The 20,975-nt window shown below is 72.6% G+C and carries 9 protein-coding genes and 1 pseudogene; 5 read left to right on the top strand and 5 right to left on the bottom strand.

Annotated features, from left to right (window positions below):
• Window positions 1-259, bottom strand: a pseudogene (locus D3105_RS14900) (transcriptional regulator); the annotation flags it as partial.
• Between the two features lie 142 nt (window positions 260-401).
• On the opposite strand from D3105_RS14900, the gene D3105_RS14905 reads away from it, so the two are divergent.
• Window positions 402-1,655 (top strand): MFS transporter, encoded by a 1,254-nt coding sequence (locus D3105_RS14905; protein ID WP_118903694.1) that lies wholly within the window; start codon window positions 402-404, stop codon window positions 1,653-1,655.
• A complete protein-coding gene (locus D3105_RS14910) occupies window positions 1,652-2,236 on the top strand; it encodes a sugar O-acetyltransferase (RefSeq protein ID WP_118903695.1) in 585 nt (194 codons plus the stop codon). The genes D3105_RS14905 and D3105_RS14910 overlap by 4 nt, the downstream gene beginning before the upstream one ends.
• A gap of 51 nt (window positions 2,237-2,287) precedes the next feature.
• On the opposite strand, the gene D3105_RS14915 is transcribed toward D3105_RS14910, so the two are convergent.
• A complete protein-coding gene (locus D3105_RS14915; protein WP_118903696.1) occupies window positions 2,288-2,794 on the bottom strand; it encodes a DUF4265 domain-containing protein in 507 nt (168 codons plus the stop codon).
• Window positions 2,795-3,091: 297 nt separating this feature from the next.
• On the opposite strand from D3105_RS14915, the gene D3105_RS14920 reads away from it, so the two are divergent.
• Window positions 3,092-4,876 carry a coagulation factor 5/8 type domain-containing protein gene (locus D3105_RS14920; RefSeq protein ID WP_118903697.1) on the top strand — a complete coding sequence of 595 codons (1,785 nt, stop codon included), beginning with the start codon at window positions 3,092-3,094 and terminating at the stop codon, window positions 4,874-4,876.
• A 192-nt stretch (window positions 4,877-5,068) separates the two neighbouring features.
• Here the strand turns inward: D3105_RS14920 and eno are convergent, their stop codons facing one another.
• Window positions 5,069-6,370: a phosphopyruvate hydratase gene (gene eno / locus D3105_RS14925; RefSeq protein ID WP_118903698.1), complete on the bottom strand. Its 1,302-nt coding sequence runs from the start codon at window positions 6,368-6,370 to the stop codon at window positions 5,069-5,071.
• A 209-nt stretch (window positions 6,371-6,579) separates the two neighbouring features.
• Between eno and D3105_RS14930 the strand changes: the two genes are divergently transcribed.
• Both D3105_RS14930 and D3105_RS14935 read left to right on the top strand, forming a co-directional pair.
• Entirely contained in the window at window positions 6,580-7,002 is a 423-nt protein-coding gene (locus D3105_RS14930; protein WP_118903699.1) for a MarR family winged helix-turn-helix transcriptional regulator, read from the top strand.
• Between the two features lie 127 nt (window positions 7,003-7,129).
• Window positions 7,130-8,221 (top strand): alpha/beta hydrolase-fold protein, encoded by a 1,092-nt coding sequence (locus tag D3105_RS14935; RefSeq protein ID WP_118903700.1) that lies wholly within the window; start codon window positions 7,130-7,132, stop codon window positions 8,219-8,221.
• Window positions 8,222-8,270: 49 nt separating this feature from the next.
• Here the strand turns inward: D3105_RS14935 and D3105_RS14940 are convergent, their stop codons facing one another.
• Entirely contained in the window at window positions 8,271-9,971 is a 1,701-nt protein-coding gene (locus tag D3105_RS14940; RefSeq protein WP_118903701.1) for an ABC transporter ATP-binding protein, read from the bottom strand.
• A 5-nt stretch (window positions 9,972-9,976) separates the two neighbouring features.
• Window positions 9,977-20,917 (bottom strand): non-ribosomal peptide synthetase, encoded by a 10,941-nt coding sequence (locus D3105_RS14945; RefSeq protein ID WP_118903702.1) that lies wholly within the window; start codon window positions 20,915-20,917, stop codon window positions 9,977-9,979.
• Window positions 20,918-20,975 lie beyond the last annotated feature (58 nt).

The following is a 20,975-nucleotide window of genomic DNA, read 5'->3' on the forward strand; positions in this document are numbered from 1 at the left end:
GGGCGGGGACCGGTGCGGGGGTGAGGAAGTCGGCGGTCCAGCGGGGCGCGAGGGCGGAGCGGATCAGCAGCGCGGAGACCGGGTCGCCGGCCGCCCGCCGCCGGTACGCGGGCAGATGGGTCTCCAGCCAGGCGCGCTCCCCCGGGTGCGCGGCGGTGGCCCGCTCCAGGAGCAGCAGGCTCGCGACGGCCTCCGCGAGCGGCGAGACGACGAACCGGCTGCTCGCGAGCGTGTCCGCACCGACCTGCCACCAGCCCATGCCCGTCACCGCCCGTTCTCCGTCAGCCCTGCCGGCCCTGTTCGCGCTGTCCACCCTTTCGGCTCCGGGCTGCCGCGCCCCAGCCTTTCGCGTCCGCGCGAAACAGTAACGGCCCCGGTGGCGGCGTCCGGAGACTCCGTCCATGCGCACCTACCGCGAACTGTTCCGGACCCCGGAGTTCACCCCCTTCTTCGCGGCCGCCTCCGTGCAGACGGCCGCCCAGACCGCGACCGGCCTGGCCCTCGGCACCCTCGTGTACGCCCGGACGGGTTCGCCCCTGCTGTCGGCGCTGGCGATGTTCGGCCCGTCGCTGGCCCAGGTGGCCGGGGCGCTCACCCTGCTGTCGGCGGCGGACCGGCTGCCGCCGCGCGCCGCGCTGACCGCTCTCGCCCTGTTGTCGGCGGGGGCCGCCTGCGTCCAGGCCGCCCCCGGGCTGCCGCTGTGGGCCGCGTTCGCGGTTCTGCTGGTGACGGGGGTGGCCGCGTCACCGGGAGGGGGCGTGCGGTACGGGCTGCTCAACGAGATCGTGCCGCGCGAGGGGTTCCTGCTCGGCCGCTCGGTGCTGAACATGACCGGCGGCGCGATGCAGATCTGCGGATTCGCGGTGGGCGGGGCGCTGGTGACGGTGTTCTCGGCGCGCGGGACGCTGCTGGTCGGGGCGTCCCTGTACGTCGTCGCGGCGGCCGTGGCCCGCTTCGGGCTGACCGCCCGGCCGCCCAGGGTCACCGGCCGCCCCTCGGTCCGGGAGACCTGGCGGACGAACGCGCTGCTCTGGTCGTCCGCGCCGCGCCGGTACGTGTTCCTGGCGCTGTGGGTGCCCAATGGGCTCGTCGTGGGCTGTGAGTCCCTGTACGTGGCGTACGCACCCGGGCACGCCGGGCTCCTCTTCGCCTGCGGGGCCCTCGGGATGCTGGCCGGGGACACGCTGGTCGGCCGGTTCGTCACGACCCGGTGGCGGGCCCGGCTCGGGGCTCCGCTGAGGCTGCTGCTGGCCGCGCCCTACCTGCTCTTCGCCCTGCGCCCGGGACTGCCCCTCGCACTGGTGCTGGTCACCCTCGCAAGTGTGGGCTTCGCCGCGAGCCTGCTGCTCCAGGAACGGCTGCTGGCCCTCACCCCGCAGGAGCTGAGCGGCCAGGCGCTCGGGCTCAGCTCCTCGGGGATGCTCGCGATGCAGGGGGTGGGTGCGGCCGTGGCGGGCGGCATCGCCCAGCTGACCTCCCCCGCGACGGGCATGGCGGCGGTCGCGGGCCTCTCGGTGGCGGTGACACTGACGCCGGCCCCAGGGCTGCGTACCCCGGTCGACGCCGACGGGGGCAGACTGCTCGGAGCGAACGGATCACCGCGAGCTTCCCGTACACCCCGCACCGCACACCCCGCACCGGAAGAGACCTCATGAGCGACAACGCCAGGCCCAGCCAGAAGCAAGCCATGCTCTCCGGCGAGCCGTATCTCGCCGACGACCCCGAACTGGCGGCGGAGGCCCTGCACGCGGCCGTGCTGAGCGAGCGCTACAACGCCACATCGGCCGCCGACCCCGAGGCCCGGCGCGCCGTCCTGGCCGAACTGCTCGGCGCGGTGGGCGAGGGCGTGGAGGTACGGCCGCCGCTGCGGGTCGACTACGGCTACCAGACCACCATCGGCCCGCGTACGTTCATCAACTTCGGCGCGGTCCTCCTGGACGTCGGCCGCATCACCATCGGCGCGGACGTCCAGATGGGCCCGAACGTCCAGCTCCTCACCCCGACCCACCCCATCGACCCCGAGCAGCGCCGCGCCAAGTGGGAGGCCGCCGAGCCGATCACCATCGGCGACAACGTGTGGCTCGGCGGCGGGGTGATCGTCTGCCCCGGCGTGACCATCGGGGAGAACACGGTGGTCGGCGCGGGGGCGGTCGTCACGAAGGACCTGCCCGCGAACGTGGTGGCGGTCGGCAACCCGGCCCGGGTGATCCGGACGATCGGCGAGCCGGAGGCGTAACCCACCGACGCTCCACGCCGTCGGCGAGCCAGAAACGCAACCACCCGCGCCCTACGCCGACCGCCAGGCATCCGTGACGCACGAGACCTCGAAGTGCCACCAGCCCTCGTCCCGGCCCCGGGTGAGCAGCGCCTTCACCCCGCGCAGGTCCGCGCCGCCGGGCACGGTCAGGGCGACCAGCGGGAAATCGGCGCTGAAGACCTCGCCCGTGAGCCCGAATCCGGCGAGCCGCTCGTGCACGGCCCGTACGTCGTGCCCGAGCGGACCGTCCGGCACGGGCAGCACCCGGACCGTGCAGTTGCCCGAGTCCGCCACCCGCCCGACAGCCCAGTGCACGCCGTCGCCGTCCGTCCGGAACCGTACGGTCTCGCCCTCGGCGACCCCGTCCCGGAGGAAGGGCACGTTGTCCACCCGCGCGGTGTCCGGGCCGAGCCGCGTGGCCCACAGCCCCTCCGTCTCGTACGGCGGCGGCCCGTCCTCGCGCGGGGCCACCCGGAACCAGACCTTGATCTGATCGGCTTCGCGGGGCGGGCGTTCCGGACCGGCGGGGGAACTCATGGCCCCATGGTCCCCCGCGCGCGGCGCGTCCGCCTGTCCACCATCACGACCAGGCCCGACATCAGCTTCTGAAGTCAACGGCCGTTCCCCACCACACGGGGACCGCCAATTTCACTACATTCAGGGCCAGTTGTTGGATTCAACCGCATCTTCCGAGGCTCCTGATGCACACCTCTTGACGCGTACAGGCCCACAGGGGAAACATCGGCGTCACGAGAGAGCGCTCTCCCGGAGCTTCCCCCAGGCTCTCTCGCCCGTTCGTCGTGCACACGTACCACGACCCAGGAGACGTACCTCATGCATGCTCCCCCCACTCCCCCCACCGCCCCACGCACCCGCCTCCGCACCCGGGCCCTCGGATTCGCCGCGCTCGCCGTGGCGCTGCTGATGTCCGTGCCCACGGCCCAGACCGCCTTCGGCGAGGAGGCCGAGGCCGTGCCGGGCGGCGGCGACCTCGGTCCGAACGTCCATGTCTTCGACCCGTCGACACCCGACATCCAGGGCAAGGTCGACGAGATCTTCGAGAAGCAGGAGTCCGCGCAGTTCGGCCTCGACCGCCACGCGCTGATGTTCAAGCCGGGGACGTACGACAACATCAACGCGCAGATCGGCTTCTACACGCAGATCGCGGGTCTCGGCCTCAACCCGAACGACACCACGTTCAACGGTGATGTGACGGTCGACGCGGGCTGGTTCGACGGCAACGCCACGCAGAACTTCTGGCGCTCGGCGGAGAACCTGACGCTCAACCCCGTCTCCGGGACCAACCGCTGGGCGGTCTCCCAGGCGGCGCCCTTCCGCCGGATGCACGTCAAGGGCGGGCTGAACCTCGCCCCAGACGGTTACGGCTGGGCCAGCGGCGGCTACATCGCCGACTCCAAGATCGACGGCGAGGTCGGCCCGTACTCCCAGCAGCAGTGGTACACCCGCGACAGCTCCGTCGGCGGCTGGACCAACGGCGTCTGGAACATGACGTTCTCGGGCGTCGAGGGCGCACCGGCCAACAGCTTCCCCGAGCCGCCGTACACCACGCTGGACACCACGCCCATCTCGCGCGAGAAGCCCTTCCTCCACCTCGACGGCGACGACTACAAGGTCTTCGTCCCGGAGAAGCGCGAGAACGCGCGCGGCGTCTCGTGGGCCGACGGCACTCCGGCCGGTGAGTCGATCCCGCTGGACCGGTTCTACGTCGTGAAGGAGGGGGCGGACGCCGCCACGATCAACGCGGCCGTGGAGCAGGGGCTGCACCTGCTCTTCACGCCCGGCGTCTACCACATCGACGAGACGATCAACATCAATCGCGCGGACACCGTGGCCCTCGGCCTCGGCCTGGCCACGATCATCCCGGACAACGGGGTGACCGCGATCAAGGTCGGTGACGTGGACGGGGTGAAGCTCGCGGGCCTGCTGGTCGACGCGGGTCCGGTGAACTCCGGGACGCTGATCGAGGTCGGCCCGGAGAACGCCTCGGCGGACCACTCGGCGAACCCCACCTCTCTCCAGGACGTGTTCGTCCGGATCGGCGGCGCGGGCCCCGGCAAGGCGACCACGAGCATCGTCGTCAACAGCGACGACACGATCATCGACCACACCTGGGTGTGGCGGGCGGACCACGGTGAGGGCTGGGGCTGGGAGACCAACCGGGCCGACTACGGGGTCCGCGTGAACGGCGACGACGTCCTGGCGACCGGGCTGTTCGTGGAGCACTTCAACAAGTACGACGTGGAGTGGTACGGCGAGCGCGGCCGCACGATCTTCTTCCAGAACGAGAAGGCCTACGACGCACCCAACCAGGAGGCGATCCAGAACGGCGACACGAAGGGCTACGCGGCCTACCGGGTCGACGACTCGGTCGACCAGCACGAGGGCTGGGGCATGGGCAGCTACTGCTACTACAACGTCGACCCGACGATCATCCAGGAACACGGCTTCAAGGCACCGGTGAAACCAGGCGTGAAGTTCCACAATCTGCTGGTCGTCTCGCTCGGTGGTAACGGCCAGTACCAACACGTCATCAACAACATCGGCTCGCCGACGTCGGGAACGTCGACGATCCCTTCGACCGTCACCAACTTCCCCTAGATCCGGGCCTCTTCGGCCCGGACCCGGTGACCCGGGAGCGGTGAGCAGGTCCGGTGTCCGGCGGCCCGGACCGGCCCGCCGCGAACGGAGGGCGGCCTCCGGCGGACGTAACCGTCCGCCGGAGGCCGCCCGTTCGGCGCTGTCGGGGCCGGGCGGCACCCGGAGGCACGCCCGGCCCGGCCCGAGGTCCCGTCAGGAGCGGGACAGCAGCGCCCCGCCGGCGTACTGCGCCGACTCGCCGAGCTCCTCCTCGATCCGGATCAGCTGGTTGTACTTGGCCGTGCGGTCGGAGCGGGACAGCGAGCCGGTCTTGATCTGGCCGCAGCCCGTCGCCACCGCCAGGTCCGCGATCGTGGTGTCCTCCGTCTCGCCCGAGCGGTGGGACATCACGGCGCTCCAGCCCGCACGCCGGGCGGTGGCGACCGTGGCGAGGGCTTCGGTCAGGGTGCCGATCTGGTTGACCTTGACCAGGACCGAGTTGCCGACGCCGGTACGGACGCCCTCTCGCACCTGTGCCTCGTCGGTGCAGAAGACGTCGTCGCCGGTGAGCTGGCAGCGGTGGCCGACGCGGGCGGTCAGCTCGCGCCAGCCGTCCAGGTCGTCCTCGGCCATCGGGTCCTCGATGGCGACGATCGGGTACGCGTCGATCAGCTTGGCCAGGTAGTCCGCCTGTTCGGAGGGCGTGCGGCGGACCCCCTCGCCCGTGTAGACGTAACGGCCGTCGCGGAAGAACTCCGACGACGCCGGGTCCATGATGAGGCCGATGTCCTCGCCGGGACGGTATCCGGTGCGTTCGACGGCGCTCAGCACGAAGTCGAGGGCCTCCTCGGCGGTGCGCAGCGCGGGGGCGAACCCGCCCTCGTCGCCGACGCCCGTGGCGTGACCGGCGGCGAGCAGGTCGCGGCGCAAGGTGTGGAAGATCTCGGAGCCCATGCGGACGGCTTCCGCGAAGGTCTTCGCACCCACGGGCGCGATCATGAACTCCTGGAAGTCCAGCGGATTGTCGGCGTGGGCACCGCCGTTGATGATGTTCATCATCGGGAGCGGGAGCAGGCGGGCGTCGGCGCCACCGAGGTAGCGGTAGAGCGGCTGGCGGTGGGCCGCCGCCGCGGCCTTCGCGGCGGCGAGCGAGACCCCGAGGACGGCGTTCGCCCCGAGCCGGGACTTGCCGGGGGTGCCGTCGAGCGCGACGAGCGCGGCGTCCAGGCCCGCCTGGTCGTCCGCGTCGCGGCCCACGACCGCGGCCGCGATCTCCCCGTTGACGTGGCCGACCGCACGGTCGACACCCTTGCCGTGCCACTGCCCGGCGTCCCCGTCACGCAGTTCCACGGCCTCCCGCGCACCGGTGGAGGCGCCGGACGGGACGGCGGCCCGCCCGAGGGATCCGTCGGCGAGGCGGACGTCGACCTCGACGGTCGGGTTGCCCCGGCTGTCGATGATGCGGCGGGCGGTGACGGACCGGATGGCGGTGGGCTCAGCTGTCGTGCGGGACATGCGAGGTCCTTCCCTAGGTGCGTGTCGCGACACTGGTGCGACAGCGTCGGCGCGAGCCGCGACGCCAAAACTCTACAGCAATGCTGTTCAGATCAGCTGTTTAGCTTGGCTGTGCAGTTGCGCTGCACAGTTGCGTGGCCGATCCCCCGCGCACCTCGTACGCCGACCACCTGGGCGGACGCGCCCGCAACCGCGGGTTAAAGTGCCCTATGCCCACCCCGGAACCCGCCACCGTCGCCGCCGATCTGCGCACCGCCATGGGCAAACTCGCGCGGCGCGTGAAGCATGAGGACCGGATTCCGCACGGCCAGGTGGCCGTGCTGGGCGTCCTCGACCGGGACGGGGCCATGACCACCAGCGACCTCGCCGCGGACCAGCGCGTACGCCCCCAGTCGATGGCCCGGGCGGTCGGCCTCCTGATGGAGCAGGGCCTCGTCGTCCGCCGGGCCCACCCGACGGACGGCCGCAAGTCTCTCGTCGATCTCTCCGAGGTCGGCCGAGCGGCGCTGAAGGCGGAGCGCGACCGGCGGGCCGACTGGCTGGCCCGGGCCATCGATGTCGAACTCAGCGCGGAGGAGCAGCGGCAGCTCGCGCACAGCGCGGCCCTGATGGAGCGGCTCGCCGCGCACTGAGCCCGATCGCCGTTCCGCATCGCATCCCCAACGGCCGTCCAGGGCCCTAGAGTTAGGCTCGCCTTACAACAGGCGGAGCCCACCTCGGCCTGTCCCTTCGCTCTTCCCTTCTCACAAGGAGACGTTCATGCCTCCGGTGGACGCCGAGAGCCCCTTCGCCGCCTTCGGTCTGCCGGGCCGCCCCGGCACCGACGCGTTCTGGGCGGCGGCGCGCACGCCCGCCCCGGTGCCCGCCGAGGACGGCTGGCGGACCCTCTTCCTGTGGCGCGGCCCCGACGCCGTGCTCGACTTCGAGAGCTGGTCGCCGCCCGTGCCGCTGCGGCGCTGGGAGGACACCGACTGCTGGTACGCGGAGGTGTCCATGCCCGCGCGGCTGCGGGTGACCTACCGCGTCCTCGTGTCGGGCGAGGCCCATGCCGATCCGTTCAACCCGGTCGGCGCGGGGGCCGACCGTTCCGTCGCCGGGACGCCGGACGCCCCGCCCCAGCCGCACTGGCCCGCCCTCGGCCCGGACGATGTGCCGCCCCTCCCCCGTACCCGGATCCGCTGGAGCAGCGACCGGCTCGGCGGGCGGCGTACCGTGCGGGTCCACCCGGTGGGCGGCGGCGGTCCGGTGGTGCTGCTGCTCGACGGGGACGACTGGCTGTATCTGCACCCGGCCGCGACCGCCTTCGACGCGGCCTTCGACGCGGGCGACCTGCCCCCGGTCACCCTGGTGTTCCTGCCGGCCAGGGACCGGGAGGCCGAGTTCGTCTGCCGCCCGGAGCTGTGGGAGGCGGTCCGGGACGAGTTGCTGCCGTTGGTGGGCGACTGCGGTGTGCCGGCCGACCTGGACCGGCTGGTGGTGGCCGGGCAGAGCCTGGGTGGGCTGAGCGCGCTGTACGCGGCGCTGGAGTTCCCCGGTCTGGTCTCGCGGGTCGCCTGCCAGTCGGGGTCCTTCTGGTGGGCGCCCGGAGCCGTGGACCTGCCGGATCCGCTGGGCGGGGCGGTCGGCGGCGCTCTCGCCGAACGGCTGCGCCGGGGGGCAGACCTGTCGCGGCTGCGGTGCGCGTTCGACGTCGGGGAGCACGAGACGCGGATGCTGCCCCACTGCGAGCTGACCGAGACGCTCACCGAGCGGGCCGGTGCGACCGTGCGGGTCTCGCGGTCCGCCTCTGACCACGACCGGGCGGGCTGGCGGCACGCCCTGCTCAGGGATGTCGCCTGGGCCCTGGGCTGAGCCACGGGCAGGGGCGGGCGGTGGCCTGGGCCCCGCCCCTACCGGTGGCTCACCGGGCCACGGCCAGGCAGTACGCCTCGTCCCCGGCGAGGAGGTTGCGGTGGGTGTCCTCGGCCGTGATGACGCCCCCGTCCAGGACGAGCACCCGGTCCGCTGCGTCCAGGAGCGCCGGGCTGCTGGTCAGCACGAGCGTGGTGCGGCCCCGGCGCAGCTTCGCGACGTTGCGCGCGATGAGCTGCTCGGTGACGGCGTCCACGGCCGTCGTGGGATCATGCAGGACGAGCACGTCGGTGTCGGCGGCCAACGCGCGGGCCAGGGAGAGCCGTTGGCGCTGACCGCCCGAGAGGTTCGCCCCCCGGTCGCGTACGACGTGGTCGAGCCCCTCACGGTGGAGGGCGACGACGTCGGTGAGCATGGACGCCTCCACGGCCTCCGCGATCTCCCGCCCGCTGCCCGACGGGTCGATGTTCGTCCGGAGCGTGCCGGCGAAGATCTCCCCGTCGTACGGGTTCACCAGCAGGTGTTCGCGGACCGCCTCGACCGACAGGCCGCCGATCTCCCGGCCGCCGACCCGGACGGCTCCCCCGTACGCCCGGGGGGCGACGTTCACCGCGAGGACAGCGGCGAGGTCGGCCGCCGCGCGCGGCTGGTAGGCGGCGATCGCCACGAACTCACCGGCCGCGACGGCGAACCTGACCCCCCGGAGCGTTCCGTGGTGAACGCCGTCGACCTCCAGGGCCCCGCCGGGCTCCGGGCGCTCGGAGCCCGGTGTCGTCACCGGGGGCGCGTTCAGGACGAGGGCCATGCGCTCGGCCGAGGCGCGGGCCATCATCACGTACTTGGGCATCTCGGAGAACATCTTGAGCGGTTCCATGATGAACTGCGCGAGCCCCACGGCCATGACGAGTTCGCCGATGGTGATCCGGCCCTCGAACGCCAGCCAGCCGGCGGTCAGCGAGACGGCCGTGGCGAGGGCCGCGTTGAGGGCGAGCGCGGTGCCCGCGTAGGTGCCGTTCACCCGGGCGACGGTGATCGCCTGCCGCTTCGCGTCCGTGCTGACCTCGCGGTAGGCCCCGAACGCGGCGTGGTTGCCGCCGAAGCCGTGCAGCGGGCGCAGCCCGATGATCAGGTCGGCGACCTTGGCGCCCGCCCGGGCCACCCGGGCCTGCTGTTCCTGCGTACTGGCCCCGATCCGCTTGGACATCACGGCGAGGACCGACAGGATCGCGACGGTGCCCACCATCACCAGCAGGCCGAGCCGGAGGTCGGCGAGGCTCAGCGCGACCGCCGCGACCACGATGGCGACCAGGGAGCTGATCAGCAGTGGCACCACCTCGATGATGTCGGCGGTCTGGTCGGCGTCCTCAGTGGCGATGGTCAGGATCTCGCCGGACTTGAGGTCCACATCCCTGGCCACCGGCTGGAGCCCGCAGGCGGCCACCTGCACCCGCCAGCGGTGCGCCTCGGTCGTGTTGGCCTTCTGCAGCACGCGCATGCCGAACCGCCACGACAGGGACACCGTCGTGATGATCACGGCGAGTGAGCCGATCGAGACGCCGAGGGAGCCGAGGCTGCGGTCCCGCATCGTGTGCTCGACGATGAGTCCGAGCGCGATGGGGAACGCGGTCTCCGCCGCCTGGTACAGGCCCATCAGGACGGTGCCCGCGATCATGGCGCCGATGTTGCGGCGCAGCGCCGTCCGCAGGATGGCGGCCCCGGGGCGGGACCGCTCGGTGTCAGGAGTCTTCATCAGGGTCAGGAGTTCTCATCGAGGTGGCGGGCGATCGCTTCGGGGGTTCGCAGGGTGAACAGATCTCGGATGGTGATGACAGGACCGTACTCGCGGCGGAGCAGCCCGATCAGCCGCACCGCCAGCATGGAGTGCCCGCCGAGCGACACGAAGTCGCTGACCGCGCTGACCTCGTCGTCGTCGAGGTCGAGCGCCTCGGCGTAGAACTCGCAGACGACGCTCTCCGTCTCGGTCTCCGGGCCGCGCTCCCCCGCCGTGGTGAGGGCGCCGAGGGGCCGGGCCTCGGGGAGCGCCTTGGTGTCGGCCTTCCCGTTCACGGTGAGGGGGATGCTGTCGACCTGGGCGTAGTGCGTCGGGCGCAGGAAGTCCGGCAGCCCGGCGCCCACCTCGTGCGCGACCTGCGCGAGGTCGGCGGGGCCCGCGAGGACGAGATAGGCGGCCAGCCGGTACGCCCCGTCGACCCCCGGGTCGGGCTGGGCGACGGCGGCGACGAAGCGCACCGCCGGGTGTGCGGCGAACACGGCCTCCACCTCGCCGAGTTCGACCCGGTGCCCGCGGATCTTGACCTGCTGGTCGGTGCGGCCGAGGTAGGCGATGTTCCCGTCGGGCCGGCGGATCACCAGGTCCCCGGTGCGGTACATGCGCTCCCCGGGCGCGCCGAAGGGGCAGGCGACGAAGCGGTGCGCCGTCTGGGCGCTGCGGCCCAGGTAGCCGCGGGCGATGCCGATGCCGGACACGTACAGCTCGCCGGGGACGCCGTCGGGCAGCGGTCGCAGCCAGGGGTCGAGGACGTACACCTCGGTGTTGTCGATGGCGACGCCGACGACCGGGTCCTGGCACTCGAAGGTGCCGACGCCGAGGGTGTTGATGGTGTACTCGGTGGGCCCGTACAGGTTGTATCCGACGGTCCCCTCGGTCTCGGCGAGGCGCTGCCACAGCGTCGGGGTGACGGCCTCGCCGCCCAGCAGAACGAGCGCGGGACGCCGGTCCGGGTCCTCCAGCAGCCCTTCGGCCACCAACTGCTGGGCGTAGGTGGGTGTCACGTTGATGACGTCGATGCCGTGCCGCAGGCAGTAGTCGACGAGCCGGGGTGCGTCTCGGCGCAACTCCTCGTCACAGATGTGGACTTCGTGGCCGTCGGCGAGCCACAGCAGCTCCTCCCACGACATGTCGAAGGCGAAGGACACGGTGTGTGCGATGCGGAAGGTCCGGTGGCCGTGCTCGCCAAGGACCGGTTCGAAGATCCGTCGCTGATGGTTGATCAGCATGTTGGTGAGACCGGCGTATTCGGTCACCACACCCTTGGGCTTCCCGGTCGATCCGGAGGTGTAGATGGTGTAAGCGGGGTGGCGCAGCCGGTCCGGGTCGTCCGGCGTGAACGTCCTGTACGGCGAGGCCTCCGGCAACGGACGGTCCAGTTCGATGAGTTCGCCGGTCAGCCGGGGCGACACCGCGCTCACGGTGAGGATCACCCCGGGCCGGGCGTCCTCGACGATCGCCGCGATCCGCTCGTCGGGATGGTCCAGCTCCAGGGGTACGTACGCGGCCCCGACACGCAACACCGCGAACAGGGCGGCGATCCAGTCGAGGGAGCGCGGGATCGCCAGGCCCACCGTCGTACCGGGCCCGATGCCGCGTGCGGCGAGGACACCCGCCACGGCCCGGCTGCGCTCCTGGAGTTCACCGAAGGTCAGGGTCGCGCCGTCGGCGACGAGGGCGATCCGGTCCGGGTCGCGGTCGGCTGCGAGGTCGAAGCGGTCGACGACGGTGTCGGTGCCGATCTCGGTGCGCGCGACGGGTGCGGGGTCCGGGCCGAGTCCGGGCAGCGCGCCCATCGGGCCGGTGGCCTGGGCCAGGTCCTCCAGGACGCGCAGGTAGTCGTCGAGGAGGCGGCGGGCGCCGGCGGGATCGCCGTGGCGGTGCTCCAGCCTGACCGTGAGCCGGTCGCCGGGCGTGACGACCCAGGTGTAGGGGTAGTGCGTGGAGTCGTCGGCCTGGACCTCGGTGATGCCGTGGCGCGCGTTCATCTCGGCGAACGCGTCCAGGTCCAGGAAGTTCTGGAGCACGAAGAGGTTGTCGAACAGGGTGTCGTGTCCGGCGGCCCGCTGGATCTCGCCGAGGCCCAGGTGTTCGTGTTCCATCGCCGCCACGCGCGCCGCCTGGACGGAGGACAGGTAGGCGTCGACCGAGTCGTCGGGCCTGGCCCGCGTCCACAGGGGGACGGTGTTGAGCAGGACGCCGACGATGTCGCCGTGCCCTTCGCCCTCGCGTCCCGAGACGGTGACGCCGAACACGGCGTCGCTCCGGCCGGTACGGGCTCCGAGGAGGAGGCCGAAGGCTCCGGTCAGCACCGAGTTGAGCGTGACGCCCCGGGCCCGGGCGGCTTCGCGCAGCAGCTCCGACAGCTCGGTGGAGAGGGTGTGCACGAGCGGCTGCGGCAGCTCCTCGGACAGGGCCGGGGCCGGTCCGGCGAGCAGCGTCGGCCCCGGCAGACCTGCCAGGTGCTCCGCCCAGAAGCGTTCCGCCACGGCCGGGTCCTTGGCGGCGAGCTCCCGGGCGTACTCCTCGAAGCCGGGCACGGCGGGCGTCGAGTCCCACGGTTCGCCGGCGACGACGGCCTCGTACGCGTCGAACAGGTCGCGCAGCAGGATCTCGCGGGACCAGCCGTCCCAGAGCAGCAGGTGGTAGCTGAGCAGCAGTCCGTCGCGGCCGTCGGGCAGCCGGACCACGGTCATCCGGACGAGCGGCGGCTCCCCCGGGTCGAAGCCCTGCTCGCGGTCCCGGGTGCGCAGCGCCTCGACCTCGGCGTCGGTGGCCAGGTCGATGGTGCGGACGGGGACCCGGCGGCCCGCTGTGAGGAGCTGGACCGGGTTTCCGTCCGCGTCGGTGGTGAAGCCCGCGCCGACGACGGGGTGGCGGCCGATGACGTACGCCATCGCTTCGGCCATCGCCTCGGTGTCCAGGCGCCGGTCGAAGGCGAACCAGCTCTGCGCGACGTAGCGCCCGGCCGTGCCCGCCTCCCCCGTGCCCGCCAGCTGGGCCTGGAAGAACAGGCCGCGCTGAAGCGGGGTGACGGGTGCGGTGCGTTCGGCCGTCGCGGACGCGTCCGCGATCTGCTCCAGGGCGGTCAGCCAGTGGTCGGTGATCGCGTCGGGGATCGCGTCGGCGAGGGTGAAGGCCGCGTGGAGGGAGCCGGTGGTCTCGTCGGTCCAGGCGTTGACCTCGACGGCGTACGGGCTGTCGCCCTGGTCGGCGCCGGTGATCCGCAGGGCCTCCGATTCGCTGCCCCGGCCGAGGTAGTTGAAAAGGATCTGCGGCCGGGCGGTCAGCAGCGGGGCCGTCTGCGCGTTGAGGTAGCGGAGCCGGCCGTAGGCAATGTGCCCGTCCTCGTCAGGCTGGCGTTCGGCGATCTCGCGGGCCGCGGCGACGGGGTCGGTGTGGGCGGTCAGGCGTACGGGGGCGATGGAGGTGAACCAGCCGACGGTACGGGAGTAGTCGTGGTCGTCCCGGGCCGGGACGCGGCCGTGCCGCTCCAGGTCGACGGCGAGGTCGGTGGGGTCGGTCTGGATCCGGCTCAGCGCGGTGCGCAGGGCTCCGCAGAGCAGCTCGGTGAGTCCGAGGCCGAGCGCTCCGGGTGCGTTGCGGGTCACCCGGTCGCTCGTGCCGGACGGCAGGACGACGGTGGTCTCCCGGAGGTCGCGGATCGTGGGCGTCAGCGCCGGAGCGTCGAGGGTGGTGAGCCAGTGGCCCAGGCCGTCGGCCGCCTCGGCGGACCGCAGGGCCAGCGCCTCCGCGTACGCGGCGTAGGAGGTGGTCGGCGGTGGCAGGGCGGCCCCGCTGCTCAGGGCGGTGGTCAGGTCGTCGAGGAGGACGAGCCAGGACACCGCGTCCACGGCGAGGTGGTGGACGGTGACGACCAGGGTGCGGCTCGCCGCGAGCCAGGAGAACCCGATGACGTCGCCGCTGACGGGGTCGAGCCGCCCGGCCGCCTCGTTGGCGGCGGCGGTCGCGTCGGTGGTGTGCTCGGTGACGACGGTGGCCTCGCGGGCGGGTTCGGTGCGCAGGGACCAGACGCCGTGCTCGATGTGCAGCCGCAGACGCAGGGCCGGGTGTGCGGCCACGACGGCGTCGGCCGCTCGCCGGATGTCCGCGAGGCCGGTGTCCGCGGCGACGGTGAGGGCCCTGGCCTGGGCGAACCGGGCGAGCGAGGCCCCGAGTTCGCGTTGGCGCAGGATGATCGGAGTGAGGGGCAGGGGGCCGTCCTCGTGGCGGGAAGGTGTCGTCGGCTCGGGGGCCGGGGTGCGCGTCGCCAGGTGGTCCGCGAGGGCGCGCGGCGTCTTGAACAGGAACACGTCCCGGGGTGCGATCGGCAGTCCGAGTGCCCGGGCGCGATTGATCACGGCGATGGCGACGATGCTGTCGCCCCCGGCGCCGAAGAAGTCGGTGTCGGCGTCGACGGTGCCGCCGGGCAGGGTCTCGGCGAAGATGCCGGTCAGAGCGGTGAGCGCGGAGTCGTCCGGGCGCGGCGAGGTCGCGTGCAGGGCAACGTCCTGCTGTGCGGCCCGCTCGGTCAGCGCCTGGCGGTCCAGCTTCCCGTTGACCGTCAGCGGCAGCGCGTCGATCGGCAGGGCCCGGCCCGGCACCATGTGCGCGGGGAGCTTGGCGGCGAGCAGGGCGGTGAGGTCGGCGGGAGGCTCCCCGACGACATGGGCGACGAGGTGGTCGCCGCTGTCCGCCACGGTCACCGCCACATCGACTATGCCCGCCAACTCGCGTACGGCACTTTCCACTTCGCCCAGCTCGACACGGAAGCCCTTGAGCTGCACCTGGTCGTCCGCCCGGCCCGCGAACTCCAGCTCGCCGTCGAGGGTCCGGCGGGCGAGGTCGCCCGTGTGGTACATCCGGGAGCCGTCGGCGGCGAACGGGTTCGCCACGAAGCGCCCGGCGGTGAGCCCGGGGCGTCCCAGATAGCCGAGGGACACCTGGTCGCCCGCGACGTAGATCGCGCCCACCCGGCCCGGTGGCACCGGCCGCAGCCGGTCGTCGAGCACATGGACGGTCAGGCCCGGGATCGGACCGCCGATCGGGCTGGCGTCGTCGACACGCGTGAAGTCCTCGTCGGTGAGCACCCGCTGGGTGACATGGACGGTGGTCTCGGTGATGCCGTACATGTTCACCAGCTCGGGCGTACGGGTGCCGTGCCGCTCGACCCAGCCGCGCAGCCGCCCGAGGTCGAGTGCCTCGCCGCCGAGGACGATGCGGCGCAGCGCCGTGACGGGCTCCTCGGCGTGCAGGTCGGCCTCGATGAACTGGTGGAAGGCGGACGGGGTCTGGTTGAGCACGGTCACGCCGCGTTCGCGGACCAGCCGGTGGAAGTCGACCGGTGAACGGGTCAGCCCGTACTCCGGTACGAGCAGTTCGCCTCCGTGGACGAGTGCGCCCCACAGTTCCCAGACGGCGAAGTCGAAGGAGAAGGAGTGGAATTGGACCCAGACGTCGTCGGGGCCGAAGTCCATGTCCGCCCGGGTGTCGGCGAGGAGCGTCGTCACGGCGGAGTGCGGCACGACGACGCCCTTGGGCCGGCCGGTCGAGCCCGAGGTGTAGATGACGTACGCCGGGTCTCCCGGGCGCACGTCGGGCGCGGCGGGTCCGGCGGGTCCGGCGGGCTGCGGAAGGTCCTCGCCCTGGACGAGCACGCGGGCCGCCACCCCGGCCCTCTCCAGCAGTTCGGTGAAGCGGCCCTGCTGTTCCCGGGCCACGAGGACGACCTGCGGGGCGGCGTCGGCGAGGATGTACTCCAGCCGCTCGTCCGGGTAGGCCAGGTCCAGCGGTACGTACGCGCCTCCGGCGGTGACCACGGCGACCAGGGCGACGACCTGTTCCAGGGAGCGCGGGACGGCGACGGCGACCCGCTGCCCGGGGCGGACCCCGGCCGCACGCAGGGTGGAGGCCAACGCATCTTTCTGCGCTGCCAGTTCACCGTAGGCGAGGGAGCGGGTGGTGCCGTCCAGCGCGCACTGGGTGACGGCGGTGGCCGCCGGGTCGCGGTGCGCGGCGGCGTCGAACAGCTCGCCCAGGGTGGCCGGGGCCGCCTCCTGCACCGGGGCCCTGCCCGGCGTGGGAAGCAGGGAGTCGACCGGTGTGTCCGGGCGGCCGAGCAGTCCGGTGAGGGTCCGGGTGAACGTGCCGAGGATCGCCTCGGCGGTTGCGGGGCGCAGGAGTTCGCCGTCGTAGATGAGGTTGAAGCGCACCCGGCCGTTCTGTGCACGCTCGACGACGAGCGTCAACGGGTAGTGCGGTGCGCCCTCGTTGACGATGTCGGTGATGACGAGGGTGTCGTCGGGTCCGCGCAGGGCGGCCACGTCGGTGGCGACGTCGAAGACGACCAGTGTGTCGAAGAGGGTGCCCGTGCCGCTCCGCCGGCCGATCCGGGCCAGGGAGACGTGCTGGTGCGGCAGGACCGCACCCTGGTGGCGCTTCACCGAGTCCAGCAGGTCGTACGCCGTGTCGGTGGCGGACCAACGGGCGCGCACGGGGATGGTGTTGATGAAGAGGCCCACCAGGTCACGGATACCGGGGACGTCGGCGTCGCGTCCGGAGACGGTGGAGCCGAAGACGACGTCCCTTCTGTGCAGCAGCCCGCCCAGGGTCGCCGCCCAGGCGCTGTGCACGGCCACGCTCAGGGAGACTCCGGCGGAGCGCGCGGCCACGTCGATGTCCTCGTCGGGCTCCGCCGTGACGTCGGCGAACCGGTCGGAGGGGGTGTGGCCCTCGGCGACCAGGGAGGGGCCGGGCAGTCCGGCGAGCTCCTCGCGCCAGACCCGGTCGCTCTCGTCCTGGTCGCGGGCGGCGAGCCAGTCCACGTAGTCGCGGTAGCCGCCGCGTGCGTACACCGATCCCGGTGCGTGGTACTCGGTCAGCAGGGTGCGGAGCATCGGCGGCACCGACCAACCGTCCGCGATGATGTGGTGCACGGTCTGGACGAGAACCCAATGGCCCGCCTCGGAGCGGACGAGCGTGTAGCGCATCAGGGGCCCGGTGGCGAGGTCGAACCCGGCCCTGCGGTCCTGCTCGGCGAGGTCGCGGATCTCCTCGTCGGTGCGGGCGGGGCCGTCCAGGACGGTGAAGGGGGCGCGCCTGCCGCGTTCGACGACGGAGACGACCCGTCCGTCCGCGAGGGCCGTGAAGCGAGCGGCCAGGTTGGGGTGGAGGGTGAGCAGCCGGGTGGCCGCCGCCGCCAGCCGGTCGGCGTCCACCTCGCCGTCCAGCGTCATCACCTGCTGCTCGACATAGCTGCCCGTGGCGTCGTCGTCGAAGACGGAGTGGAAGTAGAGGCCCTCCTGCAGCGGGGTCAGCGGCAGGATGTCGTGCAGTGCCGGGCCGTCCAGGGCGTCGACGTCGGCCTGGGTCAGCGGCACCAGCGGGAAGTCGCTGGGTGTGTGGCCGCCGTCTTCGAGCGCGGCGAGCGCGGTGAGGGCGGAGCAAAAGTGGTCGCCGATGGCGGTGATGTCGTCCTCGGTGAACACGCCTTCGGGCCAGGAGATGGTGGTGACCAGTTCGTACGCGCCGTTCGCGTCGGGTTCGGCGATCGCGTTGAACTCCAGGGCGCGCGGCAGCCGCATACGGGGGTCGCGCTTCTCGCCCAGCTGCCCGGTGGTTCCCGCGAGCTGCCAGTCGCCGGCGCCTCCCGCGTCGAAGCGGCCCAGGTAGTTGAAGAGCACCTGGGGTGCGGGGGCGCCGGTCGGCCCGTCGGCGTTCAGATAGCGCAGGGCCCCGTAGGAGAGGCCACCCGCCGGTACGCGGGCGAGGTCTTCCTTCACCGCCTTGAGGGCCGCGGCCAGGTAGGCCGGGGTGGTGAGGTCGCTCGCTGTGCCGGGGTCCACGGTGACCGGGAAGAGGGTGGTGAACCAGCCGACGGTGCGCGAGAGTTCGGGCTCGAATCCGACCGCGGGCGCGACGAAACGGCCTTCGCGGCCGTGGCCTTCCAGCTCGATGTGGGCGAACGTCTGGTCCTGCCCCCGGCCCCGCCGCCAACGAGCGAGGGCGACGGCGAGGGCGGTCAGCAGGACGTCGTTGACGCCCGCGTGGAACTTGGCGGGGATGTCGCCGAGCAGGGCGGCCGTGGCCGTGGGGTCGACGGAGACGGTACGGGTCCGCTCGCGGGCCACGGTGTCGGCCGCGGTGAGGGTTCGCCTGCCGATCGGCTCGTCGGCGGCGGGCAGCGTGGTGGCGTAGTGCGTACGGTCCGCGTCGAACGGCGTACGGCCCAGGAGCTGGGTCCACCGCCTGAACGACGTACCGACCGGGAGCAGTTCGACGGTCTCGCCCGCCGAGTGCTGTCGCCAGGCGGTGGCGAGGTCGTCCATCAGGATGCGCCAGGACACGCCGTCGATGACCACGTGGTGCGCGACCAGGACGAGTTGGCGTGCCGCGCGGCGCCAGACGACGCGCAGCATGACGCCGTGGTCCGGGTCGAGCGCGGCGGTCGCGAGGGCGACGCAGTCCTCCACCGGGGCGTCGCTCTGCTCCCAGCAGCGGGCGGTCGCACCGGCCTCGGGGATGTCGAAGCCCCAGCGCTCGCCGCGTACCAGCTTCGCGCGGAGCATGTCGTGCCGGGTGAGCACGGCGGTGAGGATGCCGTCGAGGGCGTCGGGGGTCAGGTCGGCCGGGGTGGTGAGGACGACCGACTGCACGAAGCCGTCGATGGCGTCGGTGGTCTCACCGAGCCACTGCACGATGGGGGATCCGACGACGGTGCCGGTGGCGACGTCGCCGTGGTCCACGGCGGCGACGGACTCCCGGCTCGCCACCGCCGCCAGTGCTCCCACGACGGTGTGGGCGAAGATCTGGCGTGCGCTGACGTGCAGGCCGACCTCGCGCAGGGCGCTGAGCAGCGAGATCGCCAGGATGCTGTCGCCGCCGAGCTGGAAGAAGTCCTGGTCCACGCCGACGGCGTCCAGCCGCAGCACCGCAGCGACGGCCTCGCACACCAGCCGTTCGTTCTCGGTGGCGGGTGCCTGGAGGGCGCCGGTGTCCGTCGTGGGCTCGGGCAGCGCGCTCCGGTCGAGCTTGCCGTTGGCGGTGAGCGGGAATTCCGGCAGGACGACGACGAGGGTGGGCACCATGTACTCCACCATGTTCGCCGAGGCCCACGCCTTGACGTCGTCGGCGCCGAGGTCCTCGTTGCCGCCCGCCGGGATGACGTAGCCGACCAGGTAGGTGCCGCCCGCCGAGTTCTTCTTCGCGACGACGCAGGTGTGCCGTACGCCGGGGTGCTCGGCGAGGCCGGCCTCGACGTCCTCCAGCTCCAGCCGCATGCCCCGGATCTTGATCTGGTTGTCGGCGCGGCCGAGGAAGTCCAGCGATCCGTCCGGGGCGTACCGCGCCAGGTCGCCGGTGCGGTAGAGCCGGGAGCCGTCGGCGGCGAAGGGGTTGGCGACGAAGCGGGAGGCGGTGAGCCCGGGCGCGCCCACGTATCCGCGTCCCAACAGGAGCCCGCCGACGTACAGTTCGCCCCCGACGCCGACCGGGACGGGGCGCAGTTCGTCGTCGAGGACGTAGAGCTGGGTATTGGGGTTCGCCTTGCCGATCGACGTCGACAGCCGTGTCGCGGCCCCCCGGTAGATGACGTGGGAGACGCCGATGGTCGTCTCGGCGGGGCCGTAGCCGTGGTACAGCGGGATGTCGAGGCGGGTACGGAAGCGTTCGTACAGCTCCGGGGTGAGGACCTCGCCGCCGCACCAGACGTGCCGCAGGCTGTCGAGGCGGCCGGAGTCGCCCACGATCTCCAGGAGGACGTCCAGCATGGAGGAGACCAGGTAGGTGAAGGTGACGCGCTGTTCGGCGATGACGCCGAGAAGGTGGTGCGGGTCGCGTTCGCCGCCGGGCCGCAGGACGACGAGCCGGCCGCCGGTGGTGAGGGGCAGGAAGATCTCGTTGACGGAGATGTCGAAGGAGAGCGGGGCCTTGAAGAGCGAGGCGTCGTCGTGGCCGAACCGCAGGATCTCGCGGGACTGCCAGAGCAGGCGCTCGCTGATCGCCTCGTGCCGGATCATGGCGCCCTTGGGCCGCCCTGTCGAGCCGGACGTGAAGATGACGTAGGCCAGCGAGTCCCCGGGGACGGTCGCGTCGGGCGCGTTCGTCGGGTGGGCGCCGTACTTCCAGTCGCCGAGGTCGACGGCGACGGCGTCCGGCTCCCCGGCGTCGGCCTTGCCCGTGGCGTTGAGCTGGAGGACGATCCGGGCGTCCTCGGCGACGACGGACCGGCGGGCGGCGGGCCACTGGGGGTCGAGGGGGACGAACGCGCCCTTGGCCCGGAGGACGGCGAGGAGGCCGACGACCATCTCGGCACAGCGGCCGAGGGAGATGCCGACGACCTGCTCGGGTGCGAGACCGCGCTCGAGCAGATGGTGGGCCAGCTGGGCGGACAGGTCGGCTGTTTCACGGTACGTCAGTGAGCGGCGCTCATCCACGATCGCGACGGCGTCCGGCCGCAGGCGTACCTGCTCCGCGAACAGCTCCATGACGGTCGGGCGGGCCCGGTCGGCCCGGGTGTCGTTCCACCGGGCCAGTTCCTCGGCGCGTGTTCGGGGGTCGGACGGGCCGATGCTGCCGAGGGGCCGGTCCGGGAAGTCGGCCAGGGCGTCCAGGGCCCGCTGCGCGTCGGACCGGTCGACGCCGGACGGCACGGTGATGCCGAGGCTCCGGGCGTCGGCCTCCCACCCTTCGGCGCCGCTCGTGCCGTTGTCGACCCGGCCGAGGAGCTCGGGGAAGGGGGTGGCGGGGGTGAGGTCCATGCCGTCGGGGCCCGTCCCGGTCGCCCAGTACGCGAGTCCGACGGCGCACGCCTCGACGACGGTCCGATCGCTGTAGTCGCCGATCCGCCGACGCAACGAGGCCAGCCGAGTGGGGGAAAGCAGTATGCGAGAAGCGCCCGGTTCCGACATCGAAGTCTCAGCATCCTTTCGAGGCGTGCGAGTTGAACGACCGTTGGACTGGCTTTTC

The organism is Streptomyces globisporus, from assembly GCF_003501885.1.
Lineage (GTDB): Bacteria > Actinomycetota > Actinomycetes > Streptomycetales > Streptomycetaceae > Streptomyces > Streptomyces globisporus_D.

Bases quoted from the DNA above. Each gene is read 5' to 3' on its own strand.
- D3105_RS14920 (WP_118903697.1), top strand. From the start codon at position 3,092: ATGCATGCTCCCCCCACTCCCCCCACCGCCCCACGCACCCGCCTCCGC.
- D3105_RS14910 (WP_118903695.1), top strand. From the start codon at position 1,652: ATGAGCGACAACGCCAGGCCCAGCCAGAAGCAAGCCATGCTCTCCGGC.
- D3105_RS14930 (WP_118903699.1), top strand. From the start codon at position 6,580: ATGCCCACCCCGGAACCCGCCACCGTCGCCGCCGATCTGCGCACCGCC.
- eno (WP_118903698.1), bottom strand. From the start codon at position 6,370: ATGTCCCGCACGACAGCTGAGCCCACCGCCATCCGGTCCGTCACCGCC.
- D3105_RS14915 (WP_118903696.1), bottom strand. From the start codon at position 2,794: ATGAGTTCCCCCGCCGGTCCGGAACGCCCGCCCCGCGAAGCCGATCAG.
- D3105_RS14905 (WP_118903694.1), top strand. From the start codon at position 402: ATGCGCACCTACCGCGAACTGTTCCGGACCCCGGAGTTCACCCCCTTC.
- D3105_RS14945 (WP_118903702.1), bottom strand. From the start codon at position 20,917: ATGTCGGAACCGGGCGCTTCTCGCATACTGCTTTCCCCCACTCGGCTG.
- D3105_RS14940 (WP_118903701.1), bottom strand. From the start codon at position 9,971: ATGAAGACTCCTGACACCGAGCGGTCCCGCCCCGGGGCCGCCATCCTG.
- D3105_RS14935 (WP_118903700.1), top strand. From the start codon at position 7,130: ATGCCTCCGGTGGACGCCGAGAGCCCCTTCGCCGCCTTCGGTCTGCCG.